The organism is Streptomyces sp. NPDC093094 (assembly GCF_044754345.1).
Classification (GTDB): Bacteria; Actinomycetota; Actinomycetes; order Streptomycetales; family Streptomycetaceae; genus Streptomyces.
Window position 1 is genome coordinate 151637 of sequence record NZ_JBIVOX010000016.1, and the last position, 12749, is coordinate 164385.

A 12749-nucleotide genomic window follows, 5' to 3' on the forward strand; every position below is an offset into this window, starting at 1 on the left:
GAAGCGACCGCAGTAGCGCCGTGATTGCCCGCCTTCACGATTCTTGGAGCTGGACGTGTCCCGTCAGGTGTTCCTCTACGACCCCCCGGACCGCTTCGTGGCCGGCACGGTCGGACTGCCCGGGCGCCGTACGTTCTTCCTCCAGGCCACGTCAGGCCCCCGGGTGACCAGCGTGGCCCTGGAGAAGACCCAGGTCGCAGCGCTCGCCGAACGCATGGACGAGCTGCTCGACGAGGTCGTACGGCGCACCGGGGGAAACGCGGCCGTCCCCGCGATGGCCCCCACGGAGATCTCCGACACCGGCCCTCTGGACACCCCCATCGAGGAGGAGTTCCGGGTCGGCACCATGGCCCTCGCCTGGGACGGCGAGGAGCAGCGCATGATCGTCGAGGCGCAGGCCCTCGTGGAGCTGGACGCCGACACCGACGAGGACCTCGCCGAGGCGGAGGAGAGGCTTCTCCAGGACGAGGAGAACGGCCCCCCGATGCTGCGGGTCAGACTCACCGGGACGCAGGCCCGCGCCTTCGCCAAGCGTGCCCTCGACGTCGTCAACGCCGGCCGGCCGCCCTGCCCGCTGTGCAGCCTGCCGCTCGACCCGGAAGGACACGTATGTCCGCGCCAGAACGGATACCGCCGCGGAGCATGACCGCGGCGGAGCTGCTCGCCGAGGGCGAGCTGACCGTACGCGGACGCCTGCGCGAGGCATCCAACGCGGTGCTGTACTGCACCGTCGCCCGTGAAGGTCAGGAAGTCGCCTGCGTCTACAAACCCGTCGCCGGGGAACGCCCGCTGTGGGACTTCCCCGACGGCACCCTCGCCCAGCGCGAGCTGGCCGCCTACGAGGTCTCCGAGGCGACCGGCTGGCAGCTGGTCCCGCCCACCGTGCTGCGCGACGGCCCGTACGGCGAGGGCATGGTCCAGCTGTGGATCGAGGCCACGGCCGACGCCGAGCTGCTCGCCCTGGTCGACGGCGAGGAGCCCGAGCCGGGCTGGAAGGCCATCGGCTTCGCCGAGGTGGGGGAGGGGCGCACCGCCCTGCTGGTGCACGCCGACGACGAGCGGCTGCGCCGGCTGGCGGTGCTCGACGCGGTGATCAACAACGCCGACCGCAAGGGCGGCCATCTGCTCCCCGCCCCCGACGGCCGGCTCTACGGCATCGACCACGGGGTCTCCTTCCACGTCGAGGACAAGCTCCGCACCCTGCTGTGGGGCTGGGCGGGGGATCCCCTGCCCGGGGACGCGGTCGAGGTCCTTGAGGGCCTCCAGAAGGCCATGGCCCCGGGCGGCGCCCTCGCCGCGCGTCTCTCCGGCCTGATCACCCCCGCCGAGACCGACGCGGCACGCGCGCGTGTCGACGCCCTGCTCGCCTCCGGAAGACACCCCGAGCCCGGGGGCGAATGGCCCGCGATCCCCTGGCCGCCCGTGTAGGCACATCCGGCCGCACATGACAAGAACGCCTTCCCGGCCAACCGGCGCCATCCGGTTCGTAGACGGAACTGCAGTCCGGTTACGCTCATGACATGCATGCCTGGCCCGCTTCCGAGGTCCCCGCCCTGCCTGGTCAGGGCCGCGACCTGAGGATCCACGACACCGCGACCGGTGGGCTCGTCCCTCTCGAGCCCGGTCCCGTCGCCCGCATCTACGTCTGCGGCATCACGCCGTACGACGCCACCCACATGGGGCACGCGGCGACCTACAACGCGTTCGACCTCGTCCAGCGCGTCTGGCTGGACACCAAGCGGCAGGTTCAGTACGTCCAGAACGTCACCGACGTCGACGACCCGCTCCTGGAGCGGGCCGCGCGCGACGACATCGACTGGGTCGCCCTCGCCGAGAAGGAGACGGCCCTCTTCCGCGAGGACATGACCGCCCTGCGGATGCTCCCGCCGCAGCACTACATAGGCGCCGTCGAGGCCATACCCGGCATCGTGCCGCTCGTCGAGCGGCTGCGGGACATGGGCGCCGCCTACGAGCTGGAGGGTGACGTCTACTTCTCCGTCGAGGCCGACGCGCACTTCGGCCAGGTCTCCGGCCTCGACGCCGCCGCCATGCGGCTGCTGTCCGCCGAGCGCGGCGGCGACCCCGACCGGCCCGGCAAGAAGAACCCGCTGGACCCGATGCTGTGGATGGCCGCCCGCGAGGGCGAGCCCAGCTGGGACGGCGCCTCCCTCGGCCCAGGCCGGCCCGGCTGGCACATCGAGTGCGTCGCCATCGCCCTGGACCACCTCGGCATGGGCTTCGACGTCCAGGGCGGCGGCTCCGACCTCGCCTTCCCGCACCACGAGATGGGCGCCTCGCACGCCCAGGTGCTCACCGGCGAGTTCCCCATGGCCAAGGCGTACGTCCACGCCGGCATGGTCGCCCTGCACGGCGAGAAGATGTCGAAGTCCAAGGGCAACCTGGTCTTCGTCTCGGCGCTGCGCCGTGAGGGCGTCGACCCCGCCGCCATCCGGCTCGCGCTGCTCGCCCACCACTACCGTGCCGACTGGGAGTGGACCGACCAGGTCCTCCAGGACGCCGTGGACCGGCTCGGCCGCTGGCGTGCCGCCGTCTCCCGGCCCGACGGCCCGGCCGCCGAGGCCCTCGTCGAGGAGATCCGCGAGGCCCTCGCGAACGACCTCGACGCCCCGGCCGCGCTCGCCGCGGTCGACCGCTGGGCGGCTCTCCAGCAGTCCGGGGGCGGTACCGACCTCGGCGCCCCCGGGGTCGTCTCGCGTGCGGTGGACGCGCTGCTGGGCGTGGCCCTGTAAGGACGGCGGACGGGAACGACGCACGGCAGGAGGGGCGGCGCGTGAAGCGCCGCCCCTCCTGCCGTGCGTCCTCAGTCCTCCGGCGAGTCCCCGTCGTCCGTACCCGGCTTCGGCGGCTTCGGCGGCCGTGTCCGGTCCCCGGAGCTGTCCCGCCGGTACGGCGAGCTCTCGCCGTCCGTGGCGTGCCCGCCCGGTGCGCCGCCGTCCCGGCGCCGCAGATACCGCTCGAACTCACGGGCGATCGCCTCGCCCGACGCCTCCGGAAGCTCCGCGGTGTCCCGGGCCTCCTCCAGCGTCTGCACGTACTCGGCGACCTCGCTGTCCTCCGCGGCCAGCTGGTCCACACCGACCTGCCAGGCGCGCGCGTCCTCGGGCAGTTCGCCCAGCGGGATGCGCACGTCGATCAGGTCCTCCAGGCGGTTCAGCAGCGCCAGCGTGGCCTTCGGGTTGGGCGGCTGCGACACGTAGTGCGGTACGGCCGCCCACAGCGACACCGCCGGGACGCCCGCGTGCGTGCAGGCTTCCTGGAGCACGCCGACGATGCCCGTCGGACCCTCGTACTTGGTCTCCTCCAGGTCCATCCGGCGGGCCAGGTCGGGGTCGGAGGTGGTCCCGCTGATCGGGACCGGACGGGTGTGCGGGGTGTCACCGAGCAGGGCGCCCAGGACGACGACCAGTTCCACACCCAGTTCGTGGGCGAAGCCGAGCAGTTCGTTGCAGAACGACCGCCAGCGCATGGACGGTTCGATACCGCGCACCAGAACCAGGTCGCGCGGCTTGTCCCCGCCGACCCGCACCACCGACAGCCGGGTCGTCGGCCAGGTGATCTTGCGTACGCCGCCGTCCATGAACACCGTGGGGCGGTTCACCTGGAAGTCGTAGTAGTCCTCGGCGTCCAGCGCCGCGAACACCTCGCCCTTCCACTCCTTCTCCAGATGCGCGACCGCGGTGGAAGCGGCGTCGCCGGCATCGTTCCAGCCCTCGAACGCGGCCACCATGACCGGGTCGATCAGCTCGGGAACCCCCTCGAGCTCGATCACCCAGTGCCTCCTTCCGACGTGCCCTCGCTTGTCGTCCCAACCTTACGGCGTTCGGCGGGGGCGCCCGCAGCCCCCTTGCACAGGGGAGTGAACGGATCACTGCCCCGTTCGTCACGCCCGGACACCCCGGGACGATCACAGGATCCCCAAGCCTGCGACCGGCCCGTGCGGGGCCGCGACCTATACTCCACAGCCATGGCGGACCCTGCGAGCACACCGGACCCGGAGCTGGTCGGTGCCCTGCGGGCGCTGTCCAACCCGGTGCGGCTCCAGTTGCTCCAGTGGCTGCGCGAACCCGAGCGGCACTTCCCGGTGGGCCGTTCCGCCGCCGACCTCGCGGAGGTCGGCGTGTGCGTGAGCCACATCCAGGAGAAGGCCGGGCTGGCCCAGTCCACCGTCTCCGCGTATCTGGCCGAACTCCAGCGGGCCGGACTGGTACGGGCCACCAGGGTGGGCAAGTGGACCCACTACAAGCGCGACGAGCAGCGCATAGCCGCGCTGGTCGCGGAGCTCGGACGGACCCTGTAGGGCAACTCGCCCCAGCCGTGGCGGCGTTCCCGTTGCCGTTCGAATCGAGAATCTGCGATATTTCGATGCATGGCGACGATCGACGGACTGAACCCCGGATCCTTCGGCATCTACACCTTCGACTTCGAGCACCAACCGGCCGCGCAGATCGCCGAGTCGGCGCGGGAACTGGAGGAACTCGGCTGGCAAGCCGTCTGGTTCCCCGAAGTGGGCGGGCGTGAGCCGCTCACCCTGGCCGGCCGGCTCCTCGCGGCCACCGAGCGGCTGCACGTGATCAACGGCATCGCGCAGATCTGGACCCGGCAGGCCCACAGCGCGCAGGGCGCGGCGCTGTTCCTGGCCGACGCCTTCCCCGACCGGCATGTGCTCGGCCTCGGTTACGGCGGCAGCCCCCACGCCGGGGTGAAGCCACTGGCGGCGATGGCCGCGTACCTCGACGAGATGGACACCCTCCAGGCGCCGCCCTCCGCGCCCCTGAAGTCCCCGGCACGCCGGCTGCTGGCCGCCTACGGGCCCAAGATGCTGGCGCTCGCCCGCGACCGCACGGCCGGCGCGCACACCTACCACGTCAACGTGGCCCACACCGCCGAGGCCCGGCAGATCCTCGGGCCGGACGCGTTCCTCGGCGTCGAGCACGCCGTGCTGCTGGAGACCGACCCGGGCACGGCCCGTGCGATCGCCCGCGAGCACCTCGTGCCGTACCTCGACACCCCGTACAACCTCGCCAAGTTCCGCAGGCTCGGCTACGGCGAGGACGACCTGAGCGGCGGCGGCAGCGACCGCCTCGTCGACGACCTGGTCCTCTGGGGCGACCCGGAGAGCGTCGCCGCCCGGCTGCGCGGTCATCTGGAGGCGGGCGCCGACCATGTCGCCGTCCAGGTCGTCGGCACCCGGCCGGGCGGCACCTCGATGCCCTCCTGGCGGCTGCTGGCCGAGGTCCTCCTGAAGGCCGGCGGCCCCGCACAGCCGTAGGGCACGGGAAGGGGGCGGCTCCGTGCGGGGAGCCGCCCCCTTCATGACGTAGGACCGTCCGGCCGTCGATCCTGTACCGGCCCTACTTCTTGTCGAGCAGGTCCTGGACCTTGCCGCGCACCTCGTCCGTGGCCAGGCCGCGGATGGTCAGGGTGGTGCGGCGGCGCAGCACGTCGTCCGCGGTCTCGGCCCACTCGTGGTCACGGGCCCAGACGACCTGCGCCCAGATCTCCGGCGCGTCGGGGTGGACGCGCGCGGCCAGCTCGGGGTTCTCGTTCGCCACACGGGCGATGTCGAAGGCCAGCGAACCGTAGTGCGTGGCCAGATGCCGGGCGGTGTCCGCCGCCATCCGCGGACCCGGTGCCGGACGGTCCGTCAGCAGCCGGTGGGCGACCGCGCGCGGGTTGGCGACACCCGGCAGCGGCAGCTTCTTCGGCAGCGAGGAGATCGGCTCGAAGTCCTCGCCCAGCGGACGGCCCGGCAGCGTCTCCAGCTTCTGCATCACCGTACGGCCGATGTGCCGGAACGTCGTCCACTTGCCGCCCGCGATGGACAGCATCCCGCCCCGGCCCTCGGTCACCACCGTCTCCCGCTTGGCCTTCGCGGTGTCACCGGGACCGCCAGGAAGCACCCGGAGACCCGCGAAGGAGTAGGTGATCAGATCACGGTCGAGCTGCTGGTCGCGGATGGAGAACGCGGCCTCGTCCAGGATCTGCGCTATGTCCTTGTCGTTGACCGCGACCTCGCCCGGGTCGCCCTCGTACTCCTCGTCGGTCGTGCCGAGCAGCAGCATGTCCTCCCAGGGGAGGGCGAAGGTGATGCGGTACTTGTCGATCGGGGTGGCCAGCGCGGCCTTCCACGGCGCGGTGCGCTTCAGGACCAGATGCGCGCCCTTCGACAGACGGATCGACGGCGCGGCGTCCGGGTCCTCCATGCGGCGCAGGTGATCGACCCACGGGCCGGTCGCGTTCAGCACCAGACGGGCGCCGACACCGAACTCGTCACCGGACAGCCGGTCCCTGAGCTCCGCGCCGGTCACCCGGCCCTTGGTGAAGCGCAGGCCGGTGACCTCGGCGTGGTTGAGCACGACCGCGCCCGCCTCGACGGCCGCGCGGACCGTCATCAGCGCCATGCGCGAGTCGTTCATCTGGTCGTCGCCGTACACGGCGACGGCCTTGAGGTTGTCGGTACGCAGCTCCGGCACGTCCTGCGCCGCCTTCGCGGGGGACAGGAGGTGACCGACGCCGTCACCGAACGCGGAGAGCGCGGAGTAGGCGAAGACGCCCGCCCCGAGCTTCGCGGCGCCGTGCGGCCCGCCCTTGTACACAGGGAGGTAGAACGTGAGCGGGTTCGCCAGGTGGGGGGCCACCTGACGGGAGACCGCACGGCGCTCGAAGTGGTTCTCCGCCACCAGCTTCACCGCGCCGGTCTGCAGGTAGCGCAGACCGCCGTGGAGAAGCTTGGAGGAGGCGGAGGAGGTGGCGCCGGCGAAGTCGCCGGCGTCGACCAGAGCCACCCTGAGGCCGGACTGCGCGGCGTGCCAGGCGGTGGAGATGCCCAGGATGCCGCCGCCGATGACGAGAAGGTCGTACGACGCCTTGGAGAGTTGCTCCCGGGTCTCGGCGCGGCTCGGGCGGGAGCCGGAGGCCGGGCGCGATCCCAGGGCAGGCACGGACTGCAGGGTGGACTGCGTGGTCATGTGGTTTCTTACTCCTCGTCCTCGATCCAGCCCATGGTCCGCTCGACGGCCTTGAGCCAGGTCTTGTACTCACGGTCGCGGGAATCCGCGTCCATGCGGGGGGTCCACTCGGCGGCCCGGCGCCAGTTGGCGCGCAGGTCGTCGGTGCTGGTCCAGAAGCCGACGGCGAGACCGGCGGCGTAGGCGGCGCCGAGGCAGGTGGTCTCGGCGACCATGGGGCGCACCACGGGGGCGTCCAGGAAGTCCGAGAGCGTCTGCATCAGCAGGTTGTTGGAGGTCATGCCGCCGTCGACCTTGAGGGCCGCCAGCTCGACGCCGGAGTCCTTGGTCATGGCGTCGGTGATCTCACGGGTCTGCCAGGCGGTCGCCTCCAGGACGGCGCGCGCGAGGTGCGCCTTGGTGACGTACCGGGTCAGGCCGGCGATGACGCCGCGGGCGTCGGAGCGCCAGTGCGGGGCGAACAGGCCGGAGAAGGCCGGCACGAAGTACGCGCCGCCGTTGTCCTCCACCGAGAGCGCGAGCGTCTCGATCTCGGCGGCCGTGGAGATCAGGCCCATCTGGTCGCGCATCCACTGCACCAGCGAACCGGTGACGGCGATCGAGCCCTCCAGGGCGTAGACCGGAGCCTGGTCGCCGATCCGGTAGCCGACGGTGGTCAGCAGTCCGGAGTAGGAGTTGATGATCTTCTCGCCGGTGTTCATCAGCATGAACGTGCCGGTGCCGTACGTGGACTTGGCCTCGCCCTCGGCGAAACAGGTCTGGCCGAACAGGGCCGCCTGCTGGTCGCCCAGCGCGGAGGCGACCGGGATGCCGCCGAGCAGGTCGCCCAGCTTGCCGCCGGTGATCTCGCCGTAGACCTCGGCGGAGGAACGGATCTCCGGGAGCATGGCCAGCGGCACGCCGATCGACTCGGCGATCTTCTCGTCCCACTCCAGCGTGTGCAGGTTCATCAGCATGGTGCGGGAGGCGTTGGTGACGTCGGTGTAGTGCTTGCCGCCGTCGACACCGCCGGTCAGGTTCCAGATGACCCAGGTGTCCATGGTGCCGAAGAGGATGTCCCCGGCCTCGGCGCGCTCGCGCAGTCCCTCGACGTTGTCGAGCAGCCAGCGGGCCTTGGGGCCGGCGAAGTAGGACGCCAGCGGCAGGCCGGTCTCGCGGCGGAAGCGGTCCTGGCCGACGTTGCGGCCCAGGTCCTTGCACAGGGCGTCGGTGCGGGTGTCCTGCCAGACGATGGCGTTGTGGACGGGCTCACCGGTGTTCTTGTCCCACAGCACGGTGGTCTCGCGCTGGTTGGTGATGCCGATGGCCTTGATGTCGTCACGGGTGATGCCGGCCTTCTCGACCGCTCCGGCGACGACCTCCTGGACGTTGGTCCAGATCTCGGTGGCGTCGTGCTCGACCCAGCCCGGCTTCGGGAAGATCTGCTCGTGCTCCTTCTGGTCGACGGAGACGATACGGCCGTCCCGGTCGAAGACGATGCAGCGGCTGGAGGTCGTGCCCTGGTCGATGGCGGCGATGAAGGGGCCGGCGTGTGCGTCGGTCACTGTGTACTCCTGGGAGTCCTTGGATACGGGGCTGTACGTACGGCGCGTGCTGTCGAGCTCGAAGTGCTTGTTCTCGAATGTGCTTGTCGAAGAAGCCTTGCTCTCGCAGCGGCCCTTTTAGGCGAAGGCGACGTTGTAGATGCCTGCGGCGATCGCCGCGCCGATCAGCGGACCGACGACGGGGATCCAGGCGTAGCTCCAGTCCGAGCCGCCCTTGTTGGGCAGGGGCAGGAGGGAGTGCACGATGCGCGGACCGAGGTCACGGGCCGGGTTGATCGCGTAGCCGGTCGGGCCGCCCAGCGACAGACCGATACTGACGACCACCAGGGCGACGATCAGAGCACCAAGGACGCCGAGGCCGTTGCCGTTGTCGTTCAGGCCCTGCGTGAGGATGGCGAGCACCAGCACGATCGTGCCGATGATCTCGGTGGCGAGGTTCTGCACCACGTTCCGGATCTCGGGACCGGTGGAGAACACGCCCAGGACCGGGCCCGCGCCCTTCTCCTGGGCCTCGACGGCCTTGGTGGCCGTGGCCTGCGCGCCCGGACCGCCGACGATCTCCTTGTCGGTCAGGTGCGCCTGGAACTGGCCGTAGTAGGCGACCCAGACCAGGGTGGCACCGATCATGGCGCCGAGGAGCTGGCCGCCCATGTAGGTGGCGACGTTGTTCCAGACGTTGTCCTTGATCGCGAGTGCGAGCGTGACCGCCGGGTTGAGGTGGGCGCCGGACAGCGGCGCCGAGGTGTAGACCGCCGTCAGCACGGCGAAGCCCCACCCGAAGGTGATGGCGAGCCAGCCGGCGTTACGGGCCTTGGAGGCCTTCAGCGTCACGGCGGCGCACACGCCACCGCCGAGCAGGATGAGTATGGCGGTACCGATGGTCTCGCCGATGAAGATGTCGGAGCTGGACACCCGCGACTCCTTTGTCCTTCGTCCAGGGGAAGCAGATCCCCGAGTCCCTTCGGGGGTGCTGCGCCCTCGGGGGTGAGAGCTGTGCCGGTCCCTTGGCGTTGCCACACTCTAACGCGTATTGCCGGTAGGTGTTCGGCATTGCCGACCGATGGACGGGAGTCTTGTCCCGGCATAAGGCGCCCGTCAAGGGTTCTGTTATCGAAAGCGGGATCGTTATTGATCGACTGGGCTTATCGATGGTGTGCCCTTGTCTGTACTCAATCTGCGCGACTTCGGGCGCTATGCCCGTTTCAGGGTATGCCGAAGGCCGGGACGCCGAACGGTGTCCCGGCCCTGATCAGGTCTTTTGCGCGCCCTGTCGCGCGCGGCTCAGAAGCGCCCGCCGCCCAGATCGCGCGACACGGCGCGGGCGCAGTCCCGGACGGCGGCGATCAGTTCGGGACGCAGCTCGCCGTCGCGCCCCAGCCGCTCCACCGCGCCCGTGATGCCCACCGCCCCCACCGGCATGCGCCGCCGGTCGTGGATCGGCGCGGCCACCGACGCCACGCCCTCCCATGTCTCCTCCACGTCCGCCGCGTAGCCGCGCGCGCGTGTCACGTCGAGGATCCGCTCGAAGGACTCCAGATCGCACACCGTGCGGTCCGTGAACGCCTTGCGGTCGGCCTCCACGGCCTCGCTGTGCGCCACCGGGTCGTACGCCGACAGCACCTTGCCCAGCGCCGTGGAGTGAAGGGGCTGCATCGCCCCGATCTCCAGCACTTGACGGCTGTCGTCGGGCCGGAAGACGTGGTGCACGATCAGCACGCCCTGCTGGTGCAGGACCCCCAGATACACGCTCTCCCCGCTGGAGCGGGCCAGGTCGTCCGTCCACACCAGGGCCCGCGCGCGCAGCTCGTGCACGTCCAGATAGGTCGTGCCCAGACGCAGCAGCTCCGCGCCCAGCTGATAGCGGCCCGACGCCTCGTCCTGCTCGACGAACCCCTCCTGCTGAAGGGTGCGCAGGATGCCGTGCGCGGTGCCCTTGGCGAGGCCCAGCGAGGAGGCGATGTCCGACAGGCCCAGCCGCCGCTCGCCGCCTCCGAGCAGGCGCAGCATCGCCGCAGCCCGCTCCAGCGACTGGATGTTCCGTGACATCGCCGTCCTGCCTCCGTCCCCTTCGACCGCCGATCCGTGACGTGGGCGCCGGGCTCGGCGCCGCGACGCTGCCGTCGTCGTCTCGGCTGTCATTCCTCAACATTGCTCATCGTTCGGCAATGTCGAACACTACCGGTCCATGCCGACCCACCGCTAATGGTCCGTCGTCATTCCGGTCGCCACATGGTGAGCCACGCGCCCCCCGCTCGTCACCCGTCCGGCCCCGTCGATCGGCCGTACCGGCTCGTCCGGGTGGTGGACGCCCCTGAACACAGGCGCACGCTCCCGGCTACCCTGACGGCGTGCGCCCTCCTCGGGAAGCTCCCCATGGGCTTCACCGCTATGGCCTGGTCCGTCAGGCCCTAGTAAGGGCGCGAAGCCGACAGCCGTCGCATCCGAGGGAGCCCTTCATGGCCTCTGTGCCGCCGACCCCTTCCGCCGACAGCCGGACCCGCGCGTCCGCGCTCCGCGAGGCACTCGCCACCCGTGTGGTGGTCGCCGACGGAGCCATGGGCACGATGCTCCAGGCCCAGGACCCCACTCTGGAGGACTTCCAGAACCTGGAGGGCTGCAACGAGGTCCTCAACGTCACCCGCCCCGACATCGTGCGCTCCGTGCACGAGGCGTACTTCGACGTCGGCGTGGACTGCGTGGAGACCAACACCTTCGGCGCCAACCTCAGCGCGCTGGGCGAGTACGACATCGCCGACCGCGTCCACGAGCTGTCCGAGGCGGGTGCCCGCATCGCCCGCGAGACCGCCGACGACGTCACCGCGCGCACCGGCCGGCAGCGCTGGGTCCTCGGCTCGATCGGCCCGGGCACCAAGCTGCCCACCCTCGGCCACACCACCTTCACCGCGATCCGCGACGCCTACCAGAAGAACGCCGAGGGCCTCCTCGCCGGCGGTGCCGACGCCCTGCTGGTGGAGACCACCCAGGACCTCCTCCAGACCAAGGCATCGGTCGTCGCCGCCCGCCGCGCCATGGCCACCGCCGGCTACGACGTGCCGCTGATCGTCTCCGTCACCGTCGAGACCACCGGCACCATGCTGCTCGGCTCCGAGATCGGCGCCGCCCTGACGGCCCTGGAGCCGCTCGGCATCGACATGATCGGCCTGAACTGCGCCACCGGCCCCGCCGAGATGAGCGAGCACCTGCGCTATCTCGCCCGCAACGCGCGCATCCCGCTGTCCTGCATGCCCAACGCGGGCCTGCCCGTGCTCACCTCCGACGGCGCCCACTACCCGCTCACCGCGCCCGAGCTCGCCGACGCGCAGGAGAACTTCGTCCGGGACTACGGGCTGTCGCTGGTCGGCGGCTGCTGCGGCACCACCCCCGAGCACCTGCGGCAGGTCGTCGAACGCGTCCGTGACCTCGCCCCCGCCGAGCGCAGTCCGCGTCCCGAGCCGGGTGCCGCGTCCCTGTACCAGACGGTGCCGTTCCGTCAGGACACCTCCTACCTGGCGATCGGTGAGCGCACCAACGCCAACGGGTCGAAGAAGTTCCGTGAGGCGATGCTGGCGGCCCGCTGGGACGACTGTGTGGAGATGGCCCGGGACCAGATCCGTGAGGGCGCGCACATGCTGGACCTGTGCGTGGACTACGTGGGCCGTGACGGTGTCGCGGACATGGAGGAACTCGCCGGCCGGTTCGCCACCGCCTCCACCCTGCCGATCGTGCTGGACTCCACCGAGGTCGACGTGATCGAGGCCGGCCTGCAGAAGCTGGGCGGCCGTGCGGTGATCAACTCGGTGAACTACGAGGACGGTGACGGCCCCGACTCCCGTTTCGCCCGGGTCACCGCGCTGGCCCGCGAGCACGGGGCGGCGCTGATCGCGCTGACCATCGACGAGGAGGGCCAGGCCCGCACCGTCGGGCACAAGGTCGCCATCGCCGAGCGGCTGATCGAGGACCTGACCGGCAACTGGGGCATCCGTGAGGAGGACATCCTCATCGACACCCTGACGTTCACCATCTGCACCGGGCAGGAGGAGTCCCGCAAGGACGGCATCGCCACCATCGGGGCGATCCGCGAGCTCAAGCGCCGCCACCCCGACGTGCAGACCACCCTGGGTCTGTCGAACATCTCCTTCGGGCTGAACCCGGCCGCCCGGATCCTGCTGAACTCGGTCTTCCTGGACGAGTGCGTGAAGGCGGGCCTGGACTCCGC

11 protein-coding genes are annotated in these 12749 nt (G+C 70.9%); 6 read left to right on the forward strand and 5 right to left on the reverse strand.

Annotation, left to right across the window (positions count from 1 at the left end; all coding sequences use genetic code 11):
• The first annotated feature begins 55 nt into the window (after window positions 1–55).
• From ACIQGV_RS29950 to mshC, 3 genes are all read left to right on the forward strand, one after another.
• Entirely contained in the window at window positions 56–646 is a 591-nt protein-coding gene (locus tag ACIQGV_RS29950; RefSeq protein ID WP_402499797.1) for a DUF3090 domain-containing protein, read from the forward strand.
• Complete coding sequence (locus ACIQGV_RS29955) at window positions 610–1428, forward strand: SCO1664 family protein (RefSeq protein WP_402499800.1); 819 nt, start codon at window positions 610–612, stop codon at window positions 1426–1428. The genes ACIQGV_RS29950 and ACIQGV_RS29955 overlap by 37 nt, the downstream gene beginning before the upstream one ends.
• Window positions 1429–1520: 92 nt before the next feature.
• Window positions 1521–2750, forward strand: coding sequence for a cysteine--1-D-myo-inosityl 2-amino-2-deoxy-alpha-D-glucopyranoside ligase (mshC, locus tag ACIQGV_RS29960; protein ID WP_402499802.1), 1230 nt, complete (start codon window positions 1521–1523; stop codon window positions 2748–2750).
• Window positions 2751–2821: 71 nt separating this feature from the next.
• On the opposite strand, the gene ACIQGV_RS29965 is transcribed toward mshC, so the two are convergent.
• Window positions 2822–3790: a PAC2 family protein gene (locus ACIQGV_RS29965; RefSeq protein ID WP_402499804.1), complete on the reverse strand. Its 969-nt coding sequence runs from the start codon at window positions 3788–3790 to the stop codon at window positions 2822–2824.
• Window positions 3791–3985: 195 nt separating this feature from the next.
• On the opposite strand from ACIQGV_RS29965, the gene ACIQGV_RS29970 reads away from it, so the two are divergent.
• Window positions 3986–4318 carry an ArsR/SmtB family transcription factor gene (locus ACIQGV_RS29970; protein WP_402499806.1) on the forward strand — a complete coding sequence of 111 codons (333 nt, stop codon included), beginning with the start codon at window positions 3986–3988 and terminating at the stop codon, window positions 4316–4318.
• Between the two features lie 69 nt (window positions 4319–4387).
• Window positions 4388–5290 carry a TIGR03620 family F420-dependent LLM class oxidoreductase gene (locus ACIQGV_RS29975; RefSeq protein WP_402499809.1) on the forward strand — a complete coding sequence of 301 codons (903 nt, stop codon included), beginning with the start codon at window positions 4388–4390 and terminating at the stop codon, window positions 5288–5290.
• A gap of 82 nt (window positions 5291–5372) precedes the next feature.
• Here ACIQGV_RS29975 and ACIQGV_RS29980 read toward each other — a convergent pair whose 3' ends face one another.
• The 4 genes from ACIQGV_RS29980 to ACIQGV_RS29995 form a co-directional block, all read right to left on the reverse strand.
• Window positions 5373–6989, reverse strand: a complete 1617-nt coding sequence (locus ACIQGV_RS29980) for an FAD-dependent oxidoreductase (RefSeq protein ID WP_402499811.1) — start codon at window positions 6987–6989, stop codon at window positions 5373–5375.
• Between the two features lie 8 nt (window positions 6990–6997).
• Window positions 6998–8533 (reverse strand): glycerol kinase GlpK, encoded by a 1536-nt coding sequence (gene glpK, locus ACIQGV_RS29985; RefSeq protein WP_402499814.1) that lies wholly within the window; start codon window positions 8531–8533, stop codon window positions 6998–7000.
• Between the two features lie 117 nt (window positions 8534–8650).
• Complete coding sequence (locus ACIQGV_RS29990; RefSeq protein ID WP_402499816.1) at window positions 8651–9445, reverse strand: MIP/aquaporin family protein; 795 nt, start codon at window positions 9443–9445, stop codon at window positions 8651–8653.
• Window positions 9446–9814: 369 nt separating this feature from the next.
• A complete protein-coding gene (locus tag ACIQGV_RS29995; protein WP_402499818.1) occupies window positions 9815–10579 on the reverse strand; it encodes an IclR family transcriptional regulator in 765 nt (254 codons plus the stop codon).
• 410 nt (window positions 10580–10989) lie between these two features.
• Between ACIQGV_RS29995 and ACIQGV_RS30000 the strand changes: the two genes are divergently transcribed.
• Window positions 10990–12749, forward strand: a 1760-nt coding sequence (locus ACIQGV_RS30000) for a homocysteine S-methyltransferase family protein (RefSeq protein WP_402499820.1), incomplete at its 3' end; no start/stop codon positions are given.